This is a genomic window from Stenotrophomonas sp. P5_A9 (assembly GCF_056400525.1).
In genome coordinates, this window is record NZ_JBFULC010000029.1 from 47,097 (window position 1) to 69,688 (window position 22,592).

The 22,592-nt window shown below is 68.0% G+C and carries 20 protein-coding genes; 9 read left to right on the plus strand and 11 right to left on the minus strand.

Annotated elements, in window-relative coordinates; translation table 11 throughout:
• Nucleotides 1-71: 71 nt before the first annotated feature.
• A complete protein-coding gene (locus tag AC1DR7_RS11125; protein WP_256777414.1) occupies nucleotides 72-1,037 on the minus strand; it encodes a helix-turn-helix transcriptional regulator in 966 nt (321 codons plus the stop codon).
• Nucleotides 1,038-1,130: 93 nt separating this feature from the next.
• Between AC1DR7_RS11125 and AC1DR7_RS11130 the strand changes: the two genes are divergently transcribed.
• Nucleotides 1,131-1,748: a LolA family protein gene (locus tag AC1DR7_RS11130; RefSeq protein ID WP_457318531.1), complete on the plus strand. Its 618-nt coding sequence runs from the start codon at nucleotides 1,131-1,133 to the stop codon at nucleotides 1,746-1,748.
• Nucleotides 1,749-1,866: 118 nt separating this feature from the next.
• Nucleotides 1,867-2,643 (plus strand): DUF481 domain-containing protein, encoded by a 777-nt coding sequence (locus AC1DR7_RS11135; protein WP_256777412.1) that lies wholly within the window; start codon nucleotides 1,867-1,869, stop codon nucleotides 2,641-2,643.
• Nucleotides 2,644-2,819: 176 nt separating this feature from the next.
• Here AC1DR7_RS11135 and hemC read toward each other — a convergent pair whose 3' ends face one another.
• Genes hemC through mdoH form a run of 5 tightly spaced genes read right to left on the minus strand, consistent with a single transcriptional unit; the run spans nucleotide 2,820 to nucleotide 8,157 of the window.
• On the minus strand, nucleotides 2,820-3,731 hold the full coding sequence (hemC, locus tag AC1DR7_RS11140; protein WP_457318530.1) for a hydroxymethylbilane synthase: 912 nt from the start codon (nucleotides 3,729-3,731) through the stop codon (nucleotides 2,820-2,822).
• Nucleotides 3,732-3,740: 9 nt separating this feature from the next.
• Complete coding sequence (locus AC1DR7_RS11145) at nucleotides 3,741-4,469, minus strand: response regulator (protein ID WP_256777410.1); 729 nt, start codon at nucleotides 4,467-4,469, stop codon at nucleotides 3,741-3,743.
• 10 nt (nucleotides 4,470-4,479) lie between these two features.
• Nucleotides 4,480-5,526, minus strand: coding sequence for a sensor histidine kinase (locus AC1DR7_RS11150; protein ID WP_256777409.1), 1,047 nt, complete (start codon nucleotides 5,524-5,526; stop codon nucleotides 4,480-4,482).
• Nucleotides 5,527-5,529: 3 nt separating this feature from the next.
• Nucleotides 5,530-6,195, minus strand: a complete 666-nt coding sequence (locus AC1DR7_RS11155; protein WP_457318528.1) for an alpha/beta hydrolase — start codon at nucleotides 6,193-6,195, stop codon at nucleotides 5,530-5,532.
• A gap of 54 nt (nucleotides 6,196-6,249) precedes the next feature.
• Entirely contained in the window at nucleotides 6,250-8,157 is a 1,908-nt protein-coding gene (gene mdoH / locus AC1DR7_RS11160) for a glucans biosynthesis glucosyltransferase MdoH (RefSeq protein ID WP_457318527.1), read from the minus strand.
• Between the two features lie 496 nt (nucleotides 8,158-8,653).
• Here mdoH and AC1DR7_RS11165 point away from each other — a divergent pair, with 496 nt between their 5' ends.
• Nucleotides 8,654-10,690, plus strand: coding sequence for a TonB-dependent receptor domain-containing protein (locus tag AC1DR7_RS11165; RefSeq protein ID WP_478051481.1), 2,037 nt, complete (start codon nucleotides 8,654-8,656; stop codon nucleotides 10,688-10,690).
• A gap of 46 nt (nucleotides 10,691-10,736) precedes the next feature.
• Here the strand turns inward: AC1DR7_RS11165 and AC1DR7_RS11170 are convergent, their stop codons facing one another.
• Entirely contained in the window at nucleotides 10,737-10,937 is a 201-nt protein-coding gene (locus tag AC1DR7_RS11170) for a hypothetical protein (protein ID WP_256777405.1), read from the minus strand.
• A gap of 175 nt (nucleotides 10,938-11,112) precedes the next feature.
• On the opposite strand from AC1DR7_RS11170, the gene AC1DR7_RS11175 reads away from it, so the two are divergent.
• The 4 genes from AC1DR7_RS11175 (at nucleotide 11,113) to AC1DR7_RS11190 (ending at nucleotide 14,541) form a co-directional block, all read left to right on the plus strand.
• Nucleotides 11,113-11,502 carry a DUF2628 domain-containing protein gene (locus AC1DR7_RS11175; RefSeq protein ID WP_256777404.1) on the plus strand — a complete coding sequence of 130 codons (390 nt, stop codon included), beginning with the start codon at nucleotides 11,113-11,115 and terminating at the stop codon, nucleotides 11,500-11,502.
• 146 nt (nucleotides 11,503-11,648) lie between these two features.
• Nucleotides 11,649-12,212 carry a DUF1003 domain-containing protein gene (locus AC1DR7_RS11180; protein ID WP_457320208.1) on the plus strand — a complete coding sequence of 188 codons (564 nt, stop codon included), beginning with the start codon at nucleotides 11,649-11,651 and terminating at the stop codon, nucleotides 12,210-12,212.
• Between the two features lie 23 nt (nucleotides 12,213-12,235).
• On the plus strand, nucleotides 12,236-13,300 hold the full coding sequence (locus AC1DR7_RS11185; protein WP_478051480.1) for an ArsO family NAD(P)H-dependent flavin-containing monooxygenase: 1,065 nt from the start codon (nucleotides 12,236-12,238) through the stop codon (nucleotides 13,298-13,300).
• 116 nt (nucleotides 13,301-13,416) lie between these two features.
• Nucleotides 13,417-14,541, plus strand: coding sequence for an acyltransferase family protein (locus AC1DR7_RS11190; RefSeq protein WP_478076490.1), 1,125 nt, complete (start codon nucleotides 13,417-13,419; stop codon nucleotides 14,539-14,541).
• A gap of 35 nt (nucleotides 14,542-14,576) precedes the next feature.
• On the opposite strand, the gene AC1DR7_RS11195 is transcribed toward AC1DR7_RS11190, so the two are convergent.
• Nucleotides 14,577-17,192, minus strand: coding sequence for a methyl-accepting chemotaxis protein (locus tag AC1DR7_RS11195; RefSeq protein ID WP_478052662.1), 2,616 nt, complete (start codon nucleotides 17,190-17,192; stop codon nucleotides 14,577-14,579).
• A gap of 220 nt (nucleotides 17,193-17,412) precedes the next feature.
• Nucleotides 17,413-18,864, minus strand: a complete 1,452-nt coding sequence (locus tag AC1DR7_RS11200; RefSeq protein ID WP_457320229.1) for a SulP family inorganic anion transporter — start codon at nucleotides 18,862-18,864, stop codon at nucleotides 17,413-17,415.
• A 277-nt stretch (nucleotides 18,865-19,141) separates the two neighbouring features.
• Here AC1DR7_RS11200 and AC1DR7_RS11205 point away from each other — a divergent pair, with 277 nt between their 5' ends.
• Complete coding sequence (locus AC1DR7_RS11205) at nucleotides 19,142-19,432, plus strand: putative quinol monooxygenase (RefSeq protein ID WP_457320231.1); 291 nt, start codon at nucleotides 19,142-19,144, stop codon at nucleotides 19,430-19,432.
• Between the two features lie 15 nt (nucleotides 19,433-19,447).
• Here the strand turns inward: AC1DR7_RS11205 and AC1DR7_RS11210 are convergent, their stop codons facing one another.
• The gene (locus AC1DR7_RS11210; protein WP_457320233.1) at nucleotides 19,448-20,311 is read right to left on the minus strand and encodes a DMT family transporter; all 864 of its coding nucleotides are present in this window, start codon (nucleotides 20,309-20,311) and stop codon (nucleotides 19,448-19,450) included.
• Nucleotides 20,312-20,430: 119 nt separating this feature from the next.
• Here AC1DR7_RS11210 and AC1DR7_RS11215 point away from each other — a divergent pair, with 119 nt between their 5' ends.
• On the plus strand, nucleotides 20,431-21,813 hold the full coding sequence (locus tag AC1DR7_RS11215; RefSeq protein ID WP_478052661.1) for an aminotransferase-like domain-containing protein: 1,383 nt from the start codon (nucleotides 20,431-20,433) through the stop codon (nucleotides 21,811-21,813).
• A 174-nt stretch (nucleotides 21,814-21,987) separates the two neighbouring features.
• On the opposite strand, the gene AC1DR7_RS11220 is transcribed toward AC1DR7_RS11215, so the two are convergent.
• Nucleotides 21,988-22,506, minus strand: a complete 519-nt coding sequence (locus AC1DR7_RS11220; RefSeq protein ID WP_457321427.1) for a nuclear transport factor 2 family protein — start codon at nucleotides 22,504-22,506, stop codon at nucleotides 21,988-21,990.
• Nucleotides 22,507-22,592: the final 86 nt, after the last annotated feature.

The following is a 22,592-nucleotide window of genomic DNA, read 5'->3' on the forward strand; positions in this document are numbered from 1 at the left end:
GCCGTGCGGTATCCATAGCCATATGACCGGCGGGCATGAGCCAAGCGGACGGGCGTCCGCCCGCCGCGCCGTTACTCGTAGTTGGTCAACGCCAGCGCCAGCAGCGCCTTGGCCTGTTCGCGCAGCATCACCGGCTCGATGATCTCCGCATCCGAGCCGTAGTGCAGCACGTCCATCAGCAGCTCGCGCGAGACGCTGTAAGGCACCTTCAACTCGTAGCGACCATCGGCCAGGAAGCGCCCCTGCTGCTTGGAATGCCAGTGTTCGTCGGCCACCCAGCGCGCGGCCTTGGCACTGAACACGATCGTGGCCCAGCCCTTGGGCGGGCCGGAGAAGATGCCGTAGCTGGCGCCCAGCTGTTCGTCCAGTTCGTTGTCATCGACATCGCGGGCCACGGTGTCCACCACCCGCGCCTTGTAGATGCGGTCCACCGCGAAGCTGCGCAGGCCCTCGCGACCGTGGTCCCAGGCGTCCAGGTACCAGTTGTCGCGGTAGTGGGTCATGCGCTGCGGCGAGACCGTGCGCTTGGTCGCCTCATCGGTGGAGCGGGCGCGGTATTCGAAGGCCAGCTGCTTGCGCTCCAGCACCGCCGAGGCCACCGCACGGAAGCTGGCTTCGTCGAACTTGCGGCCACGGTGCGGGATCACCCGGACCCGGTCGACCGGCCAGGTGGAGACCCCGGCCTGGGCCGCGAGCAGGCCTTCGATGCGCTGCTGCAGCGGCGCCAGCACCGAGGACAGCACGCCGCCACCGGTCCGCGCCAGCAGATGCTGGGAGGCCAGCAGCGCATGCAGCTCTTCGGAACTGAGCCACAGCCCCGGCAGTTCGAAGCGGTCGCTCTCGTCGTCCTGGTAGCGGAAGCCGGCCTCGCCGTCGCCCTCCACCGGCGCCATCAGCGCATCGCGCAGGAACGCCAGGTCGCGGTAGACGGTGGCGCGGGAACACTCCAGTTTTTCCTGCAGGGTCGCCACCGTCACCGGATAGCGCGCGGACTTCAGCAGACGATGCAGGGCGTTGATGCGTTCATATCGGTCCATGACCCGATTATGTCCGAGTCGCCGTCGTTGTGGCGGCTCTGGCCGCATCTTGGGCTATCGTGAGGGCCCCAAACCCACCCGTTGCCGCCTGCCATGCGCCTGTTGCCCGCTGCCATCCTCCTGTCCGCGCTGTTGTCCGGCTGCGGGGGCAGCGCCGATCCGGCGGCCACGGCCGCGCCTGCGGCGCCGGGCACGGTGCCGGTCGCGGTCGATCCGGTGCAGGCGGTGCTGAGTGCCAGCCAGCGTTTCGGCCAGCTGCGCAGCTTCCACGCCACCCTGCGCATGCAGGGGCCGCGCACGGTGGAGACCACGATGGACTTCGTCGCCCCGGACCGCTACCGGCTGCAGACCGACGACGGCCCGCAGCTGATCATCGGCGACACCTTCTTCCTGCAGCGTGCCGGTGAAGTGCGCCAGGTGCCGGTGCCACCCGGCCTGCTGGCGCAGTGGCGCAACCCGCTGCCGGCCGATCTTGCCCCGGCCCAGTTGCAGGTGGAGGATCTTGGCACCGAGGCCATCGGCGGGCAGCCGGCGCACAAGTACCGCGTGCGTCACGCCAGCGCCGCGCCGGACGGGATGCTGTACTGGATCAACGCACAGGGCCTGCCGGTGCAGATCGAGCGCGATGGCCAGACCCATGGGCAGACCTACCGGATCACGTTGCGCTACGCGCGTTTCGATGACCCCACGCTGCGCATCGAACTACCCTGAACAGGCGATCTGCCCGAACCCCTGCTAAAGCACGGGGCGATGGCGGAATTACGCGCGGGACGCATCAAGTATCATTCCCCGTTGCCCGTCCCCCACCGTTCGATCCGGAGAACCGTTGATGTCCCTGCGCGTCTCGTTGCTTGTTCCCCTGCTGCTGTGTGCCCCTGTGGCCTTCGCACAGGACACCACCGACCCGGCCGCGATGACCTCGCCATGGAGCGGCAGCGGTGGTGAATTCGGCTTCGCCTCGGCGCGCGGCAACAGCAACACCGAAAGCGCCAACGGCCGCCTGCGCCTGCGCTACACCGACGACGACTGGGTGCACAGCCTGGACCTGTTCGGCCTGCGTTCGCGTTCGGAATACATTGAAACCAACGACGACGGCTCCACCATCAAGCGCAGCAACACCACCGCCAACCGCTATACCGGCAGTGCCGGCAGCGCGCTGCAGCTGGGCGAGCACCGCCAGTTGACCGCCACGGTGCGTTACGAGCGCGATGATTTCGCCACCTACGACCGGCAGAGCTCGTTCGGTCTGGGTTACGGCACCCGGCTGGTGGAAGGCGACCGCTTCTACATGGACGCACAGATCGGCCCCGGTGTGCGTCGCACGCACAACACCGAAGACGATGCCACCCGCACCGGCCTGATCGGTCGTGGCCTGTTCGACGTCAAGTATTCGCTGACCCCCAATACCGACCTGGTCAACACGCTGCTGGTCGAATCGGGCTCGTACAACACCTTCGGCCAGAACGATTTCGGCGTGTCGGTGAGCATGAACGAGCACCTGGCGCTGAAGGCCGGCTGGCAGGCGCGTTACAACAGCGACGTGGCCGAAGACAAGCGCAAGACCGACACGCTGACCACGATGAACGTGGTGTACAAGTTCAAGTGACGGCCGTGGGCGCATCCGCGCCCCCAAGCCCGGCGTCAACGTAGAGCCGACCGTTGGTCGGCTACCGACACCCCGTAGAGCCGACCGTTGGTCGGCTACCGACACCCCGTAAACCCGACCGTTGGTCGGCTGCCGACACCTCGTAGAGCCGACCGTTGGTCGGCTGAGCGCGCCCCTCACACCGCGAGCAGTTCACCCGCGCCACCGTCCAGCAGCCCACGCGCCACCAACTGCCCCAATCCCTCCGGATCGCTGCCCGGGCCACGCGCCTCGGCACGCACGGTGCGCCCATCGGCCACGCCGCCGACCAGGCCCTGCAGGAAAAGATCTTCGCCTTCCCATTGGGCAAAGCCGGCCACCGGCACATGGCAGCTGCCATGCAGCGCGCGGTTCATCGCACGCTCGGCTTCCACGCAGGCGCGGGTACGCGCATCGTCCAGCGCGGCGAACAGCGCCATCACCTGGGCGTCCTCGCCGTTGCATTCCACCGTCACCGCACCCTGCGCCGGTGCGGGCAGCCACGCCGGTGCGGTGAGCCGGGCCACGATGCGATTGCCCAGGCCGAGCCGCTCCAGCCCGGCCACGGCCAGCACGATCGCGTCGTAGCCGCCGTTGTCCAGCTTGGCAAGGCGCGTGTTGACGTTGCCGCGCAGGTCCAGCAGTTCCAGGTCCGGGCGCAGCGCGCGCAGCTGGGCCTGGCGACGCAGCGACGAGGTGCCCACGCGCGCGCCGAGCGGCAGCGCGTCCACCGAGGCGTACAGGTTGGAGATGAAGCCATCGGCTGGATCGTGGCGGGTCAGCATCGCCGGCAGCGCGAACGGCGCGTCCAGCTCCATCGGCACGTCCTTGAGCGAGTGCACCGCACAGTCCGCCTCGCCGCGCAGCATCGCCAGCTCCAGTTCCTTCAGGAACAGGCCCTTGCCGCCGATCGCGGCCAGCGAGCGGTCCAGCACTTCGTCGCCGCGGGTGCTCATCGGCACCAGCACCACGTCCAGCCCCGGATGCGCCTGACGCAGGCGGTCGGCGACGTGTTCGCTCTGCCACAAGGCAAGCGGGCTCTTTCGGGTGGCGATGCGCAGGGTCTTCATGCCCCCATTTTACAGGTGCTTGAGGTCCTGCTTGATGCTGGCCACGCAGCGGCGGCTCACTTCCAGCGGCGCCTTGCCATGGCGCAGCACGGCCTGGACCTGGCCTGCGCCATTTCGTCGCAGCTCGATCAGCTCATGGCGGGCGACCAGGCAGTTGCGGTGGATGCGCACGAAGCGGTTGGTGAATTCCTCCTCCAGCGACTTCAGCGATTCTTCGATCAGGTCCTCGCCGCGGGCGTGGTGCACCACCACGTACTTCTCTTCGGCCTGCAGGTAATGGATGTCTTCGATCGGGATCAGCCGCAGGCTGCCGCGCAGGCGTGCGCACAGCAGCGTGCGCACCTGCTGGCTGGGTGCGCTGGGTTGCCCGCTGCGGCCGGCCAGGAAGGTGCGCGCGCGTTCCAGCGCGGCGGCCAGGCGCTCGGGACGCACCGGTTTCATCAGGTAGTCGATCGCCGCCGCTTCGAACGCCGACAGCGCATGCGCATCGTAGGCGGTGCAGAACACCACCGCCGGGCGCGGGTCGAAGGTGGCCAGGTGACGCGCGGCCTCCAGGCCATCCAGGCCGGGCATGGCGATGTCCAGCAGCACCAGGTCCGGCTGCAGTTCGGCACAGGCATGCAGGGCCTGCTCGCCGTTTTCGGCCTCGGCCACCACCTCTACCCCGGGCTGCTCGGCCAGCAGGCTGCGCAGGCGCTCGCGGGCCAGCGGTTCGTCGTCGGCGATGACCACCTTCACGTCTGTTTCCTCAGGGCACCGGAACGGTGATGTCGCAGGCATAGTAGCCGTCGCTCCATGCCCCCGTCATCCGCGCGGACGGGCCGAAGCGCCAGGCCAGGCGGTGCGCGATGCTGCGCTGCGCGTGGCCGGCGCCCTGTGCCAGCGGCAGCGCCCGTGCCTGCGGATCCGGCGCCGGGTTGTGCACGCGGACGTGCAGCTGGTTGCCCGTGCAGGACAGCGCGATGACGATGGTGCCGCCCCCGGGCAGGCGCGAGATGCCGTGCAGCACGGCGTTTTCGACCAGCGGCTGCAGCACCAGCCGTGGCATCGGCAGCGACCACGGCAGCGGTTCGTCGCGTTCCCACCGCACCTGCAGCCGCTCGCCCAGCCGCAGCGATTCGATCGACAGGTAGCGCTCGGCCAGTTCGCACTCATCGCGCAGCGTGGAATCCCCCTCGCCCGCCCCGAGCGCGGCACGGAACAGATCCGACAGATCCAGCACCGCGCGCTCGGCAACGACTGGATCCCGGCGTACCAGGCTGGCGATCAGGTTCATGCTGTTGAACAGGAAATGCGGGCGGATCCGTGCCTGCAGCGCATCGGCCTGCGCGCGCGCGTTGGCCACGGTCTGCGCGCTCCAGCGATCGCTGACGTAGAAGTAGCGCAGCGCCAGCGCAACGATCAACGCGGTCATGGTGGCGCTGCCCAGGGTGAAGCGCCAGAACCCGACCTGCTGGGCGAACCCCTGGGTGTCGAGCACGCCGTACAGGCCATGCACGACGCCGGCGCAAAGCGCGGCGATCAATGCGGTCATGGTCACCGCCAGCGCAGTGCCGACCGCCTCCGGCAGGCGCGACAACGCAGTGCGCGCCACGCACAGGCATACCGTCACCGCCAGCGCCAGCCACACCGCGAAGCCACTGGCCGACAGGAAGTCGGACAGGCGCCAGTGACGGCTGCCGTCCGGCGCCAGCGCGACCACCACCACCACCAGTTCGGCCAGGCCGAGCATCGCCGCCAGCCGCGGCAGGCGGCACAGTTCGGGCAACCAGGGCAGCTGGCGGGGGTCGGTCATGGCTCAGGCGGCCTGGAAACGCGCGTCCAGCCAGTCACCCAGCGCCTGCAGTTCCTCGGCGCAGACCTGGTGGGCCATCGGGTAGGAATGCCACGCCAGCGGGAAGCCGAGGTCCTTGAGGGTCTGCGCGGTATGCGCGGCGACCGCCTGCGGGATTACCGGGTCCTGCGTGCCGTGGGCCATGAACACCGGCGGCCGGATGCCGTCGGGCGCGCGCTGCGCGGCTGCATTTTCAGGGTCAGGCAGGTAGGTGGACAGCGCGATCAGCCCACCGATCGGGCGCGTGCGGCGCAGCACCGCGCTGAGGATCACCGCACCACCCTGCGAGAAGCCGGCCAGCAGGATCCGCTCGGCGGGAATGCCGCCGGCAATCTGCTGCTCGATCAACGCATCCAGCGCCTGCACCGACGCATCCACGCCGGCGGCGTCGGCACGCGAGCGGAAGTCCATGCTGACGATGTCGTACCAGGCCCGCATCGGCACGCCGTTGTTGATGGTGATCGGCTGCACCGGCGCATGCGGGAACACGAAGCGGATCGCCGGCCAGTGCGGGCGCAGCAGTTCGGGCACGATCGGCGCGAAGTCGTTGCCGTCGGCACCGAGGCCGTGCAGCCACAGCACCGCCCATTGCGGGTCGGTGCCGGTTTCATTGATGACGCTGTCCAGCATGGGGCGACTCCAAGACATTGAAGCCGCATTATGCAGCGCCGCCGGGCCTGCCGGTCAGCCCGCGGTGGTGTGCTCGGCCGCCGCCCGGCGCAGTTGCGCGGCGCGCACCAGCACCTTGGGCGGTGCGGTTTCTTCGGGAATCTCCATCAGCCGCAGGCGATGCATCAGCGTGCCGGCGCTGCGCGAGGAGGTCAGCGCCACCACCGGGATGGCCAGCACCATGCCGATCACCACCGGGGCCATCCACGCCGCCAGCGAGGGCGACACCGCATAGGCCAGCGCGCCCATGAACAGCCCGAACACGCTCAGCCCGCCGTAGCCGCGGATCAGCGCCGGCCAGGAGATGCCGCCATCGTCACGCTGCTGCGCATCCCAGCCCGAATCCTTGCCGGCCAGGACCTCGGCCACGCCGCGCGACTGCACGTACATCACCACCGGCGCCATCAGGGCAGCCAGCACGGTTTCCAGCAGCATCGACACGAATGCGCGGATGCCGCCGCCACAGCCACGCCGATCGACGCGGTCGAGCAGCATTGCCACGTAGCCCAGCACCTTGGGGGTCAACAGCACCACCATGGTGATGGCGAACATGCGGATCACCTTCTCTTCGTCCTGGTGGCGCCAGTACACGCCGGGCGAGAGATGCAGTACTTCGTTGAAGTCGATGCCGCCCTGGAACAGCGGGATGGCGATGCCCACCAGCATCAGCATCCCCCACATCGGCGCGGTGAAGTAATGGCCGATGCCGATCATCATGTGCATGCGGCTGACCCAGTGCAGGCCCTTGGAGCGGACCACCTTGGCGTGCTGCAGGTTGCCCTGGCACCAGCGGCGGTCGCGCACCAGCATGTCGGTGAGGGTGGGCGGGCCTTCTTCGTAGCTGCCCTTGAGGTACGGCACCATGTGCGTGGCCCAGCCACCGCGACGCATCAACGCGGCTTCGACGAAATCGTGGCTGAGCACGTGGCCGCCGAACGGCTGCTTGCCGGGCAGCGCGGGCAGGCCGGCGTTGTCGGCGAAGGCTTCGGTACGGATGATCGCGTTGTGGCCCCAGTAGTTGCTCTCGGCACCGTGCCACCAGGCCACGCCGCGACCGATCACCGGCCCGTACACGCGGCCGCCGAACTGCTGCATGCGCGCAAACAGCGTCCGCCCGCCGATCACCGCCGGCAGGGTCTGGATCAGGCCGACGTCGGGGTTGTGCTCCATGCCGGCCACCAGGCGCACGATGGTGTCCCCGGTCATCAGGCTGTCCGCGTCCAGGATCAGCATCTGCGGGTAGCCCGCGCCGAAGCGGCGCACCCAGTCGGCGATGTTGCCGGCCTTGCGCCCGCTGTTGTCGCCACGGCGACGATAGAACAGGTGCCCATGCCCACCCACCGCATCGCACAGGTCGGCGAAGGCCTGTTCCTCGGCCGCGCCGACGTCGTCGCGGCGGGTATCGCTGAGCACGAAGAAATCGAACTGCGCCAGTTGCCCGGTTTCGGCCACCGATTCGTAGATGGCCTGCAGGCCGGCCAGCAGCCGGCGCGGGTCTTCGTTATAGGTGGGCATGAGCAGTGCGGTGCGGGTATGCACCACCGGCAGCGGCTGGTCCGGGTCGATGCCCAGCTTGTAGCCGCGGTCGAACACCGCCGTGAGGAAGCCCGCCACCGCCCCGGCAAAAGACAGCGCGATCCACGCAAACAGGGCCACGAACAGCACCAGCAGGCACGCCTCCAGCACGGTGATGCCGTTCATCGCCAGCACTTTCCACATCATCACGGTGGCGCCGATGGTCATCGCCGCGGTGCCACCCAGGATGTAGAAGCGGCGCAGCGCCATCAACCGCGGTGCGGTGCGCTGGCGCGGCACCTTCAGCCGGCCGTCGCGGAAGGACTGCTCGGGCATCGGCATCGGCGCTTCGGCCGGCAGCGTCGCGCGCCCGGCGTCCACCACGGTCTTGACTGATTGCACACTCATCGGCGGCTATCCTGCGTGAGTGGTGCCATCCCGGACATGCCCGGTGCGGAGAGGGTCATCCAGATCCCGGTACGCCCAGCGGCGCCCTTGCATCCTACCTGCGCAGGGCCGTGACCGGCACGCAGCTGTTGTGTGTCACTACCGGAACCCACGAACTCTCCAACGGGACTGAGGCGAAAAATGCGGCCCAGCATAGGGGGCCAAATGTAAGCCGCGCGCGAAGGCTGGTATGTCGATTTGTCCCCATTCAGCAAATCCGGGAGCGCCTCGGCTGCGACAGAACACCGCAGACCTTGCGCCGTGGACCTCTGCCCATTCATTTTGTAAACGGTTATCATTCCGTTAACCAGGCAGGCATGCGATACCGCACTACCCACCCAGACGCGCCGGCACTCCGCCGTGCGCAGTCCCACCGGTCGGGTTGCCTGCTTTCGTCGTACTGACATCGCCAGACGCTTCCCGGTCGGGGATCCATTTCCCTCCATGGAAGACCCTCATGTCTGTTTTCTGCTCCTCCCCCGCGCGGCGGGTCCGCGCCCCGCTCGCCGTCGCCATCTGCCTGCTGCTGGCCAGCCCCGGCATCGCCCTGGCCGAGGTTGCCGCCGATCCTGCCGCCAAGGACCTGGATACCGTGGTGGTCACCGCCTCGGGTAACCAGCAGTGGATCAAGGATGCGCCGGCCAGCATCAGCGTGATCACCCGCGAAGACATCGAACGCCAGCCCGTGCATGACCTGGGCACCCTGCTCAGCCGCGTTCCCGGCGTCACCGGCGGTCTCAGCGCCGCCGGCGAACAATCCAAGATCAAGCTGCGCGGCATGCCCTCCAACTACACGTTGATCCTGATCGACGGCAAGCGCGTGGGCAGCTCGGCCTCGACCAACTATCGCCCCGATCTTGGCCGCCAGGACCTCAACTGGATCTCGCCGGACCAGATCGAGCGCATCGAAGTGGTGCGCGGCCCGATGTCCTCGCTGTACGGGTCCGATGCCATGGGCGGGGTGATCAACATCATCACCCGCCGCATCGGTGACACCTGGGGCGGCAGCGCGACGCACAGCTACACCTCCCCGCAGGACAGCAAGCGCGGCGATACCCAGCAGATCGGCACCAACTTCTCCGGCCCGCTCACCGAGAACATCGGCATGCGCCTGGGGGCCAACTACACTCACCGCGCCTCCGACCGCAGCAACGGTGGTGTGTACGGCAATGCGTATGGCGGTGAAAAGGACCGCAACGTCGACGCGCTGCTGGACTGGACGCTGAGCGAGGCGCAGCGCTTGGAGCTGGAGGCCGGCTACGGCGTGCAGCAGGCCTTCGCCAGTACCACGCTGGAAGACGAGGGCGACGGTGCCTGGGGCGCGAGCGAGCTCAAGCGCACCAGCCTGTCGCTGAGCCACACCGGCAACTGGTCCTTCGGCACCTCCAAGGTCACCGGCTACTGGACCGAGTTCAAGAACGACATCGGTCCGAACGGGCGTTCGCAGGCCAAGGACATGATCCTGGAAAGCAGCCTGAGCACGCCGTTCACGCTGTGGGTGGATCACCAGCTGAGCGTCGGCGGCCAGTGGAAGCGCCAGCAGCTGACCAACACCGACACCATCGGCCAGGCCCCGGTCGATTACGCCGGCAACCCGGTGGCGGGTTCAACGCTGGAAGTGGATACCTGGGCGGTGTTCGTCGAGGACGAACTGAAGCTGCACGAAACGCTTGCCCTCACCCTGGGCGCGCGGCTGGACCACCATGAGCAGTTCGGCAGCCACGTCAGTCCGCGTGCGTACCTGGTCTACCATCCGGCCGAAAGCTGGACCCTGCGCGGCGGCATCTCCAAGGGCTTCCGCGCGCCCAGCCTGACCGAGAACGCCGCCTCGGCCGCGACCGAATCCGGTGGCCGCGGCTGCGGCTCGCTGCGCCCGCTGGGGTACATCAGCGGCAGCTGCTACATGGCCGGCAACCCGAACCTGGACCCGGAAACCAGCACTAATCGCGAGGTCGGCTTCAACTTCGACAACGGCACCGTCGATACCGGCCTGACCTACTTCCATACCGACTTCAAGAACAAGATCGAGTACGAACCCCTCGGCTATTTCAACGGGTACTGGTGGACGCGCATGGACAACGTCGACCGCGCCCGCACCAGCGGCATGGAAGGCAACTTCAACCTGAGCCTGGGTGAGCACTGGCGCTGGCGTACCTCGGCCACCTGGATGAAGGAGGCCAAGAACCTCACCACCGGCGAGAACCTGATCGACACCCCCGAGTTCTCCGGCTATTCGTCGGTGGACTGGACCCCGATCGATGCGTTCTCGACCACGGTCTCGGCGCAGTACACCGGCAAGCAGGATGGCGTGGCCAGCACCTTCATCAAGGCCTACACGCTGTACGACCTGACCGCGGCCTGGCACGTCAACGACGCACTGACCGTGCGCGCGGGCGTCAGCAACATCGCCGACAAGAAGCTGTATGCCGAAGGCGCCACCGACTACTTCGTGGCCGGGCGCAGCTACTTCCTGGGGATGACCGCGCGCTTCTGAGGCGACGCTGATGCAGCGCGCGGAGCCTGCTCCGCGCGCTGGCCGATCAGGCCGGCGTCGCCGCCACGGCGATGTCGGCATCCAGCGGCGGCTTGGTCAGCGCACGCGAACCGAGCTGGGAAAACTGCAGGTGCGCCAGCAGATGCTGGGCCTGGGTAGCCTGCGGGCACGGCGCGATCCGCGGGCCTGCCTGCGGACGCTCAGCGGTGATCACAACACTGGACATGGTCTGGTTATCTCGTTGCATTCCAATTCCCGCGGGGCTCCCTGCCGCGCGGAATGCGCACCCTATATGAAATTGCGGACAGATGTGTGACGGGTTCTGCACTACGACAGATAACCCGCCCGGCGCGACAGAAAACTGGCGGCCGCACATAGGCAGCCGCTATCATGTAACCGTTTACAACCCACATAAGACGGATATGGATTCCACCTCTACCCCTCAGTTCAGCCCGAAGTGGCAGTTCCGCTTCAACTTCTTCAACACCTACGGCGCGCCCAATACCCCGGCGTTCAAGGCCGCCTACAAGGAGCTGCCGTTCGGCCAGAAGATCAAGGTCAACTTCAACTTCTTCGCCCTGTTCTTCAGCTGGATCTACCTGCTCATCCTGGGCATGTGGCGCAAGGCGCTGACCATCCTGGGCATCACCATCGTGCTGATGATCCTGGTGTCGTTCATGCCCGACGTCGTCGGCCGTGGCGTCGGCATCGCCTGGTCGCTGCTCATCGCACTCACCACCAACTACTCCTATTACCTGGAGAAAGTGAAGGGCGACACCAGCTGGAACCCCTTTGCGGGCATGCGCTGGTAAGCGCTGCCTTGCGGGATTGATGTTGATCCAGGGCCCGGTCGAAAGACCGGGCCTTTTCGTTCTGCCGCATGGGCCGCGGCGCGACCCTCACCCGTCCTTTCCCCAGCGCCGATCACCCTGCCGGCAACCGCGCCCTGGAGTCTCCCATGTCCACCTCACCGAACAATGATCGCCTCGAACGCGCCGCGCGCTGGCTGGGCCGACAGACCCATGACCTGGACGCCGTCGCCAAACGCGCGATCGGGCGGCGCGTGGTGGTCGATGACCCCAACCGTCGCCTGGCCGAGCAGTCCACCTTCGGCGAGCGGCTGGCCGACAAGGTCGCCAGCTTCGGTGGGTCGTGGCACTTCATCCTGCTGTTCGGTGCCGCCCTGGTGATCTGGGTGGCGCTCAACAGCGAGATCCTGGGCAAGACTGCATTCGATCCCTACCCGTACATTTTCCTCAACCTGATGCTGTCGATGCTGGCGGCGATCCAGGCACCGGTGATCATGATGAGCCAGAACCGGCAGGCGATGAAGGACCGGCAGATGGCCGCCTACGACTACGAGGTGAACCTCAAGGCCGAGCTGGAAATCATGTCGCTGCATGAAAAAGTGGATGCGGTCAGCCATGACACGCTGCTGCAGATCCTGCAGCAGCAGCAACGCCAGATCGACCTGCTGAGCGAGCTGGTGGCGCGCGCACCGACGCCCCCGCCCGCGGATTGAACAGCGCGGACCGCCTCGCCGCGATGTCCCATGACGTGGTGGTCACCGGCGGCGGCCAGGCCGCACTGGCGCTGGGCTATTTCCTGCGTCGCAGCGGCCTGACGTTCTGCCTGCTGGATGCCGAACCCTCGGCGGGCGGCGCGTGGCAGCACGCGTGGCCATCGCTGCGGCTGTTCTCGCCGGCCTCTTCCAGTGGTATCGCCGGCTGGCCGATGCCACTGCCTGCCGACAGCTACCCCGATCGCGATGCGGTGGTGGACTACCTCCGCCGCTATGAGCAGCGCTACGCACTGCCGGTGCAGCGACCGGTACGCGTGCAGCGCGTGGAGTGCCTCGATGGCCGGTTTACGCTGATCGCCGATGATGGCCGCCACTGGCATGCCCGTGCGGTGATCAGCGCCACCGGCACCTGGCGCAACCCGCAGTGGCCGTCTTACCCCGGCCAGGCGGCGTTCACCGGGCTGCAGCTGCATTCGGCGCAGTACCGTGGCCCGGACGCGTTGGCAGGCAAGCGCGTGGCGGTGGTGGGCGCTGGCAACTCGGGCGCGCAGATTCACGCGGAACTGTCGCAGCATGCGCACTCGGACTGGATCACACTGACACCCCCACGCTTCCTGCCCGACGATGTGGACGGGCACGTGCTGTTCCAGCGCGCTACCGAGCGCTGGCGCGCGCTGCAGGCCGGACAGACGCCCCCTCCGCCGAGCGGCGGGTTGGGCGACATCGTGATGGTCGACAGTGTTCGTGATGCACGCGCACGCGGCGTGCTGCACAGCCTGCCGATGTTTGATGCCCTCACCGCGCGCGGTGCGCGCTGGGCCGATAACAGCGAACGCGCCTTCGATGCGATCGTGTGGTGCACCGGCTTCGGCCCGGCCCTCGAACACCTGGACGCGCTTGGCGTGATCGACGTGGACGGCCGGGTGGCGCTGGATGGCACCGCCGCACGCGACCTGCCCGGACTCTGGCTGGTGGGCTACGGCGAGTGGACCGGAATGGCCTCGGCCACGCTGATCGGCGTGACCCGCAGCGCGCGCAGTACGGTGGCCGAGGTGCAGGCGTATCTGGGCGTGGCGTCGGCAAAGTGAGTAGCCGCACCGGGCGACGCGGTACGCCGGTGGTAGCATGCGCCGATCATTTCTCCCATTCTGGGCGCGATCTGCCGAGCCGACGATGATCGCCGCCCGCCTGGACAAGGACCGTCATGGCCGCACCAAACCGACTCGCTTTCCTGGATGCCCTACGCGGTCTGGCTGCCGTCTATGTGGTGCTGTTCCACGTCATGGCGATGCCGTCACCCGCGCTTGCGACGGGAGCGGTGACGGGCGCGGTACTGGCGATGGGCGGCACCGGCGTGGCGCTGTTCTTCGTCATCAGTGCCTTCTCGCTGGCATACACGATGCCGCGCCACGCACGCACGCCGACGCCATTGCTCAGCTTCTACCTGCATCGGGTGTTCCGTATCGCACCGCTGTTCTTCGTGCTGCTGGCCTTCTCGATCTGGCGCGACGGTCGCGGCAGCCATGCGGGTCATCCAAGCGCTGAAATCCTGGCCAACGTCACCTTCACCTTCAACCTCTTCGAAGGATGGGAGGCCGGCATCGTCTGGGCGAGCTGGGCGATCGGCGTGGAGATGCTGTTCTATGCCGTGTTTCCCCTGCTGTTCCGGGTCATCGACCGCCCGCGGCGCGCCTGGGGCGCCGCTGTCCTGGGTACGCTGGCCAGCCTGCTGGCCGGAGCAGGGGTACTGGGTCCGGCGGGTGTAGCAGCGGTAGGCGACTACGGCCTGCTGYGCCACCTGCCCGTGTTCTTGTACGGCCTGCTTGCCTACCATCTGTTCATGGCCCTGCAGGCAATGCCATCCAACCGTGCCCGCCGTTGCTGCATGACGGTGCTGGTCGGCACGGGCCTGTTGCTGGTGGGATTGACCTGGGGCAGCGCGCGCGCCGCCGTGAGTGCCGGCATCGGCTGGATACTGTTCGGCGCCGCGTATGCCGCACTGCTGATCGGCATGTCGCGATTTCCCCTGTCGCTGGTGGTCAACCGCGTGACCACCTACCTGGGCCAGATCAGCTATTCCCTGTATCTGGCGCACCCCATCGTCGTGGCGCTGTTGATACCTGTATTCCGGCGCATCCAGCTGCTGGTACCGCAGGCCGATCTGGCCTACCTGCTCTGCGCCGTACTGACCTTGGCCATCGCAGTGCCACTGGCCTACGTGGGCTATCGCCTGATTGAAGTGCCCGGCATCCGTGCCGGGCATCGGGTGCTGGCCGCCATCAACGGCCATCGCACCGCTGCCACGGGCAGCACCGATCCCACGCGTTGATCCGCATGCGCGCCGATCCACGGCGCGCCGGGTGTTCAGAACGTCTGCCAGTCGTCACCGGCCACGGCCGCCATCGGCGCGCGGGCAGCACCGCGCGCAGCGGCGGACACCCGCCCGGTCGGCGCTGACACGCGCCGGCCCGCCGGTGCCGCACGGCCTGCGGCAGCCTCGATACGGAAGATCGCCACCGCCGTACCCAGCTGCTGCGCCTGTTCCTCCATCGCCCGCGCGGCGGCAGTGGCCTCTTCGACCAGCGCGGCATTCTGCTGGGTCGTTTCGTCCATCTGGGTGATGGTCTGGTTGACCTGCTCGATGCCGGCCGACTGCTCCTTCGAGGCCGCCGAAATCTCGGCCATGATGTCGTTGACCCGACGCACGCCGCTGACGATGTCTTCCATCGTGCGCCCGGCGGTCCGCACCAGCGCCGAGCCCTGGGTCACCTGGTCCACCGAGTCGTCGATCAGGGTCTTGATCTCCTTGGCCGCACCGGCCGAGCGCTGCGCCAGCGCGCGCACCTCCGAGGCGACCACGGCGAAACCGCGCCCCTGCTCACCCGCGCGCGCCGCTTCCACCGCCGCGTTCAAGGCCAGGATGTTGGTCTGGAAGGCGATGCCATCGATCACCGAGATGATCTCGGCGATGCGCTTGGACGAGGACTCGATGCCGGCCATGGTGGTCACCACCTGGCCCACCACCTGCCCACCCTGCGACGCCACCTCGGCTGCATTGGCGGCCAGCTGGTTGGCCTGCACGGCGTGGTCGGCGTTCTGCCGCACGGTGGAGGTCAACTCCTCCATTGATGCCGCGGTTTCCTCCAGGCTCGCGGCCTGCTGCTCGGTGCGGCGCGACAGGTCGCTGTTGCCCGAGGCGATCTCGCCAGCGGCCAGGTTGATGCTGTCGGTGGCCTGCTGGATGCGGCCGACGATGTCGGTCAGCTGGGTGACGGTGGTATCGGCATCGTCGCGCATCTGCGCGAACACACCGTGGAACTCGCCCTGCATGCGCGCGGTGAGGTCACCGGCGGCGATCGCGCGCAGCAGTGCGGAGATCTGCTGCAGGTTGTCGTCGCTGACCTGCATCATGGTGTTGAGGTTCTCGACCATGCCGCGGAAGTCGTGGTCGAAGCGCACCACGTCGCCGCGCTGGCTGAAATCGCCCAGCGCCGCCGCGCCGGCCAGGTCGCGGATCTGGGTGTTGATCGCGCGCAGGTTGGCCTTGGTGGTGTCCATCGCCTCGGTGAAGCTTGCCTGTTCGCCCGGCAGGCGATCCATGTCCTGGGACAGATCGCCGACCGCATAGCGTTGCATCACCTCGACCAGGCGCCGGGTGACGGCGATGTTCGCCCCGACCAGCTGGTTGCTGTCGTCCACCATGCGCCCGTAGGCACCGGGGAAGGCCTGCGCATCCATCCGGTAGCTGAGCTCGCCCGCCTCATGGCGCTGGGCCATGTCGGCCTGCGCGGCCATCACCGCCTGCAGCTGGCTGCGCATGCGCTGCATCGATTCCAGCAGCCGGCCCACTTCGTCATTGCGCGGCGGCGGCAGCGGCGTGTCCAGGCGGCCTTCGGCCACGTCGACGGACAGGCGCACCGCATCGGCCAGCGGGCGGATGGCCTGACGGCGCAGCAGCACGTAGACGCTGGCACTGAGCACCAGTGCCGCACCCAGGCCCACGGCCAGGATGATCCACAGCAGCGCACGCGCCTGCGCGGTGATCAGGTCATGCGGCACGATCACGCCCAGCGCGAAGCGCTCCTGGCTGTTGCCGATGCGCAGCGGCACGTACGCCTTGACGTTACCGGCGGCGTCCACGTTGAAGTCCTGGAACGGCTTGTCCGCTGCGACCGCAGCCAGGATGCCGCGGGTGGCCGCATCGTCGCGACGCTTGCCGATTTCCTTGGCGTCCTTGGCCGCCAGCACGATGCCACCGGGGGAGATCAGCTCCACATGGCCCTCGCCCATCGGGCGCAGCGCGGCCAGGCGTTCCTGCAGCGTGGCCAAGCCGACATCGACGGTCACCGCGCCAAGGAATTCGCCCTTGTCCAGCACCGGGGTGGACAGCGTGGTCATCAGCACCGGCTTGCCGGCGATCTCATAGCGGTACGGCTCGGCCACGGTCGGCCGCTTCAGCGCGCGCGGGCGCAGGTACCAGTCGCCGTCACCGGGCACGTCGTAGCCCTTGAGCGCGTCCTCCACCGGGGTGCCGTCCTGCCAGGACCAGTAGCTCATGAAGCGGCCGCTGGCGTCGTGCGCCGGGGCATCGACGAATTCGCCGTCCTTGCCATCGAACGCCTGCGGCTCCCACAACGTGCCCAGACCCACCCACTCAGGGTGCGAGCGCAGCTGCTGCTGCAGCACCTGCGATGCCGTCGCGCGCGAGAGCGTCCCGTTGCTGTGCTGCACCACCAGGCTGTCTGCCAGCGCCTGACTGGTGGAGAACGCGGCGGCCAGTTCCGCACCGACCCGGCGCGATTCGGCATCGGCCTGGCTCTGCATGGTCTGCCGCGAGGCTTCGATCAGCGCCTGGCTGGCTTCGTGGTAGCTGATGGCCGCAGTGACGCCGAAGCAGAGCATGGCGATCAGCGCGGTACCCAGCATCAGCCGGTTGGCGATGCTGCCGGGACGCGGGGAAGTGGTGCGGGACGCGGGCATGGGGGCGGTTCCGGAAAGGGGTACGGATCAGCCGGCGCCCTTGGGCGCCAACTACGGCTTCACGCAATCCATTGCGGTCCAGGTCGGCGCGGTGCAACTCACGCCCGACCCTTGCCCCGATCTCGGATGTATCGGGGCATTGAGCTGGATAACGGCGCCCGCGCGCCGATGTTGAGGACCACTTCCTGACCCTGTTCAGTGTTGACCGGGTCGCGCCCCGTCAGGCGCTGCGCCGCCCGAGCCGTTCGACCAGGGTCTGGCTGGCGGCGTTGAGCCCACGCACCTCCACCTGCGCGCCGTGCGCGCGCAACCGCTCCACCACCCGCTCCAGCGCCGCCACCGCGCTGAGGTCCCAGAAGTGCGCGTCGGCCAGGTCGATCACCACCCGCGCCGGTACCTGCTGCAGATCGAAACTGGCCGCGAACTGCCCGGCCGAGGCGAAGAACACCTGCCCGCTGACGCGGTAGACACGGGTGCCGTCCGCCTCGACGGCATCCTCCACCTGCAGCATCCGTCCGACCTTGCGCGCGAAGAACAGTGCCGACAACAGCACCCCGGTCAGCACGCCCTTGGCCAGGTCGTGGGTGGCCACGGTCACGGCCACGGTGGCGAGCATCACCATCGACGAGCTCCTGGGGTGCTGGCGCAGTTCCTGGAACGAGCGCCAATGAAAGGTGCCGATGCTGACCATGATCATCACCGCCACCAGTGCCGCCATCGGAATCTGCCGCACCCACTCGGCGCCATACACCACCAGCAACAGCAGCAGCACCCCGGCCACCAGACACGACAGCCGGCCCCGCCCGCCGGAGGACACGTTGATCACCGACTGGCCGATCATCGCGCAGCCGCCCATGCCTCCGAACAGGCCGGCGGTGATGTTGGCCAGGCCCTGGCCGGCGCACTCGCGGTTGCGCTGGCTGGGGGTGTCGGTCATGTCCTCGACGATCTGCGCGGTCATCATCGACTCCAGCAGCCCCACCACCGCCAGCGTCGCCGACACCGGCAGCAGCAGGCGCAGGGTGTCCCAGGTCAACGGCACGTCCGGGAACAGGAACACCGGCAGGCTGTCGGGCAGCGCCCCCATGTCGCCCACCGTGCGGACATCCCAGTGCAGGCCGATGGACAGCGCGGTGAGCACCACGATCGCCACCAACGGCGAGGGCACCGCGCGGGTGACGCGTGGCAGCAGGTAGATGATGGCCAACCCGGCGGCACACACTGCCCAGACATGCCAGGAGCGCCCGACCAGCTCGGGCAGCTGTGCCAGGAAAATCAGGATCGCCAGCGCGTTGACGAAGCCGGTGATCACCGAGCGCGACACGAAGCGCATCAGCGCCCCCAGCTTCAGCGCGCCGGCGAGCAGCTGCAATCCGCCGGCCAGGATCGTCGCCGCCAGCAGGTACTGCAGGCCATGGTCCTTGACCAGATCGACCATCACCAGCGCCATCGCCCCGGTTGCCGCCGAGATCATGCCCGGGCGCCCGCCGGCGATGGCGGTCACCACCGCGATGCAGAACGAGGCGTACAGCCCCACCTTGGGGTCGACCCCGGCGATGATCGAAAACGCGATCGCTTCGGGAATCAGGGCCAGCGCGACCACCGTGCCGGACAACAGGTCACCGCGGATATTACCGAGCCATTGCTGGCGCAGCGGATAGGAAACAGACATGGAAAAAGCTCCACGCACCGGCGATGCGCACGGCGCGTTGTGTGATGAGGACAAGGCACTCCCTGGACCCGGCCGTGGCACGGGCGCGTGGTCAACGCGGTATCAGGGTGGCGTCATCACAACAATCCAGCAGGGGGGGCGGAAGCGGCGCGCAGGATAGCGCAGCCACCTGCCCGGCTCAACGCACGGCGTGCCGTGCCCGTTGCCGAAGTGCCGGTTGACCGTCGCCGCAACGCGCGCGCACGATGGTCGTTACCTCCCGCAGCAGGTGCCTGGCATGTACGGACTGATCGGCAAGATGTTGGTGACACCCGGCCAGCGCGATGCGGTCATCGCGATCCTGCTCGACGGCACCGCCGACATGCCCGGCTGCCGCAGCTACGTAGTGGCCAGGGACCCCGGCCTTCCCGATGCAATCTGGATCACCGAAGTCTGGGACAGCCAGGAACAGCATCGTGCCTCGCTCGCGTTGCCGGCGGTGCAGGCCGCGATCGCCCAAGCCCGGCCACACATCACCGGATTTGGCGAGCGCTTCGAGACCGAACCGGTGGGCGGGCTCGGCAGCTGACCCCCGGCCGCGCGCTCAGCGCGCGAACCGCTTCGCCCCGGCAACGCAGGCCACCGCGCACAGGGTCACCAGCAGCATCGCCGCGCTGACCTGCTCGTGCAGCAGCAGCGCGGCCAGCCCCAGGCCGAAGAAGGGCTGCAGCAACTGCAGCTGACCGACCGCGGCGATACCGCCCTGTGCCAGCCCGCGGTACCAGAACATGAAGCCGACCAGCATGCTGAACACCGAAACGTACCCCAACCCCAACCAGGCCGGGTTGCCTACGTCAGCCAATGTGGACGGCCAGCGCAGCCACAACAGCGGCAGCATCAACGGCAGGGACAGCACCAGCGCCCAGCTGATCACCTGCCAGCCGCCCAGCGTGCGTGACAGGCGCGCGCCTTCGGCATAGCCCAAGCCGCACACCAGCACCGCGGCCAGCATCAGCAGGTCGCCCTGCAGCGAGGCCTGCCCGGCGCCAAGCAGCGCATAGCCCACCACCGACGCGCTGCCCAGCAGTGAGAAGCCCCAGAACGCCGGACGCAGGCGCTCGCCACCACGCAGTACGCCAAACAGCGCCGTGCTCAGCGGCAGCAGGCCCAGGAATACGATCGAGTGCGCCGATGACACATGTTGCAGCGCCAACGCGGTCAACAGCGGAAACCCCACCACCACGCCCAGTGCTACCACCAGCAACGCGGCCACGTCCGCGCGCGCGGGTCGGCGTTGCCGCAGCGCCAGCAGCATCACCAGCCCCAGCAGCGCGGCAATGCTGGCGCGTGCAGCGGTCAGGAAGGTCGGATCAAGGTCGGCGACCGCCGCGCGCGTGGCCGGCAACGAGCCGGCGAAAATCAGCACGCCGATGAATCCGTTGAGCCAGCCGCGCGTCGTGGTGTCCATGCTGAAATCCTTGAAAGTGGCGGCCAGTGGATCACGCGGCCGGCGGCATGGCCCAGACACAGTCCAGTACACTTGGACCGAACTGTTATGCCTACACACACCGTACGGAACCGCTGCGCATGCGCCTGACCCCCACCCGCATCGACGTCGTCATGGCCACCGTGCGCGACCGCATCAGCGCCCGCAGCTACGTGCCGGGCATGCGCCTGCCCTCGGTCCGTGCACAAGCCAAGGCGATGCAGGTGTCGGTCTCCACCGTGGTGGAAGCCTATGCACGCCTGACCGCCGAAGGCCTGATCAGCGCGCGGCCCGGCGCCGGCTTCCACGTGTGCGGCCCGGTGGCGCCGCTGGCGCTGGCCGGGATCGATCCGCCGCGCGACCGCCAGGTCGATCCGCTGTGGTTGGCACGGCAATCGCTGGAGCCCGATGCCAGCCTGCTCAAACCCGGCTGCGGCTGGCTGCCCGAGGACTGGATGTACGTCGAAGGCATCCGCCGCGGCCTGCGCAGCGCGGCGCGTGCACCGGCATCGGCACTGGCCGACTACGCCACGCCGCTCGGCCTGCCGCCGCTGCGCCAGCTTCTGGCGCGGCGCCTGGCCGGGCATGGGGTGGAGGTGGCGCCGGATCAGATCATGCTGACCGAGTCCGGCTCGCACGCCGTCGACCTGATCTGTCGCTTCCTGCTGCAGCCCGGCGACACGGTGCTGGTCGACGATCCCTGCTACTTCAACTTCCTTGCGCTGCTCAAGGCGCATCGCGTGCAGGTGGTGGGCATCCCCTACACCCCGACCGGACCGGATGTCGAAGCCTTCGGCGCCGCACTCCAAGCGCATGCACCGCGTCTGTACATCACCAATTCCGGCATCCACAACCCGACCGGGGCGGTGCTCTCACCGGTCACCGCGCACCAGCTGCTCAAGCGTGCCGACAACAGCGACCTGGTCATCATCGAGGATGACCTGTTCGCCGATTTCGAGCACAGCCCCGCACCGCGACTGGCCGCCTTCGATGGCCTGTCGCGGGTGATCCAGGTCGGCAGTTTCTCCAAGACCCTGTCGGCCTCGGTACGTTGCGGCTACATCGCCGCCCGCCCCGACTGGATCGACAGCCTTGCCGACCTGAAGATCGCCACCAGCTTCGGCGGCGGGCGCCTGGCCGCCGACATCCTGCTCACCGCGCTCACCGACAGCGGCTACCGCCGCCATGTGGAAACCGTGCGCACACGGTTGGCGACAGCGCGTGATGCCACGCTGGCGCGGTTGGCCACGCTTGGCATTACCCCGTGGGTGGTGCCGCAGGCCGGCATGCTGCTGTGGTGCCGCCTGCCTGATGGCCTGGACGCGGCGACCATCGCCCGTCGCTGCCTGGCCGACGGCGTGGTGCTGGCGCCGGGCAATGCATTCAGCCCCTCGCTCAACGCCGCCGGGTTCCTGCGCTTCAATGCCGCCCAGGCGCAGGACCGCCGCGTGTTCGATGTGCTGGCACGTGCCATGCGCGGGTGATGCGCCTGTCGATCAGGGCGATGCATGACGACCCCGCTACCACGCAACCGGTGTCCTGGCTCCGGATGGGTACAGCCTGGAGTTCGTGCACACGCCGTGGCAGCAGGCGGCGCGCTGAGTGGCGTTGATGTGCATTGAGTCGCGCTGAATAGCGCTATTTAGCGCCACTTCGCGCTATTTACCGCCGCCATGCCCAAGTGTCGCCTTCTCCGCATCGGTCAACGCGCGGTGCCCGTAGCTCAGTACCCGCGTCAGCTGCCACTGGCCGTCGCTCAACTGCCAGACCATGACGAACTTGGCGCTGCCTTCGCAGGTGCCGCTGGCCAGCTCGCAGAAGCGGTGCTCGCCTTCCTCGATCGCGCCAAAGTCCTTGATCGGATACACCTTGAGTGTGCCGGGGATCAACTCGCGACGTACCTTGTTGCAGATATATTTCTGCGTATTGGCCACCACCGTGGCCCGGTCGAAGGTGGCCCCACCGGTGTCGTGGTAGAACTCCACGGTCGGCGAGAAGTAGCGGCCGAACGTATCCAGATCGCACCGGTTGTAAGCGTCGAACACCTTCTGGTCGAGCGCGGTGATCGTGCGGGAAAGGTCTGCCCCGGTGGCCTCGGCGCTGGTCGGCGCGGCCCAGGCGGCGCCTGCGCCGATGGTCAGGAGCAGCAGGATGCTGGCGGATTGGAGCGGCTTCATGGCAGTTCCCTGTTCATCGAGAGGTGGCGGCGCTACGAGGGGCGGACCCTGCCGGCAGTCTGGCCAGGGCCTCGCCGTGGCCGCCA

What these genes read in the sequence shown, in the direction of transcription:
- AC1DR7_RS11125 (WP_256777414.1), bottom strand. Translation starts at nt 1,037, where the DNA reads ATGGACCGATATGAACGCATCAACGCCCTGCATCGTCTGCTGAAGTCC.
- AC1DR7_RS11130 (WP_457318531.1), top strand. Translation starts at nt 1,131, where the DNA reads ATGCGCCTGTTGCCCGCTGCCATCCTCCTGTCCGCGCTGTTGTCCGGC.
- AC1DR7_RS11135 (WP_256777412.1), top strand. Translation starts at nt 1,867, where the DNA reads ATGTCCCTGCGCGTCTCGTTGCTTGTTCCCCTGCTGCTGTGTGCCCCT.
- hemC (WP_457318530.1), bottom strand. Translation starts at nt 3,731, where the DNA reads ATGAAGACCCTGCGCATCGCCACCCGAAAGAGCCCGCTTGCCTTGTGG.
- AC1DR7_RS11150 (WP_256777409.1), bottom strand. Translation starts at nt 5,526, where the DNA reads ATGACCGACCCCCGCCAGCTGCCCTGGTTGCCCGAACTGTGCCGCCTG.
- AC1DR7_RS11155 (WP_457318528.1), bottom strand. Translation starts at nt 6,195, where the DNA reads ATGCTGGACAGCGTCATCAATGAAACCGGCACCGACCCGCAATGGGCG.
- mdoH (WP_457318527.1), bottom strand. Translation starts at nt 8,157, where the DNA reads ATGAGTGTGCAATCAGTCAAGACCGTGGTGGACGCCGGGCGCGCGACG.
- AC1DR7_RS11165 (WP_478051481.1), top strand. Translation starts at nt 8,654, where the DNA reads ATGTCTGTTTTCTGCTCCTCCCCCGCGCGGCGGGTCCGCGCCCCGCTC.
- AC1DR7_RS11170 (WP_256777405.1), bottom strand. Translation starts at nt 10,937, where the DNA reads ATGCAACGAGATAACCAGACCATGTCCAGTGTTGTGATCACCGCTGAG.
- AC1DR7_RS11175 (WP_256777404.1), top strand. Translation starts at nt 11,113, where the DNA reads ATGGATTCCACCTCTACCCCTCAGTTCAGCCCGAAGTGGCAGTTCCGC.
- AC1DR7_RS11180 (WP_457320208.1), top strand. Translation starts at nt 11,649, where the DNA reads ATGTCCACCTCACCGAACAATGATCGCCTCGAACGCGCCGCGCGCTGG.
- AC1DR7_RS11185 (WP_478051480.1), top strand. Translation starts at nt 12,236, where the DNA reads ATGTCCCATGACGTGGTGGTCACCGGCGGCGGCCAGGCCGCACTGGCG.
- AC1DR7_RS11195 (WP_478052662.1), bottom strand. Translation starts at nt 17,192, where the DNA reads ATGCCCGCGTCCCGCACCACTTCCCCGCGTCCCGGCAGCATCGCCAAC.
- AC1DR7_RS11200 (WP_457320229.1), bottom strand. Translation starts at nt 18,864, where the DNA reads ATGTCTGTTTCCTATCCGCTGCGCCAGCAATGGCTCGGTAATATCCGC.
- AC1DR7_RS11205 (WP_457320231.1), top strand. Translation starts at nt 19,142, where the DNA reads ATGTACGGACTGATCGGCAAGATGTTGGTGACACCCGGCCAGCGCGAT.
- AC1DR7_RS11210 (WP_457320233.1), bottom strand. Translation starts at nt 20,311, where the DNA reads ATGGACACCACGACGCGCGGCTGGCTCAACGGATTCATCGGCGTGCTG.
- AC1DR7_RS11215 (WP_478052661.1), top strand. Translation starts at nt 20,431, where the DNA reads ATGCGCCTGACCCCCACCCGCATCGACGTCGTCATGGCCACCGTGCGC.
- AC1DR7_RS11220 (WP_457321427.1), bottom strand. Translation starts at nt 22,506, where the DNA reads ATGAAGCCGCTCCAATCCGCCAGCATCCTGCTGCTCCTGACCATCGGC.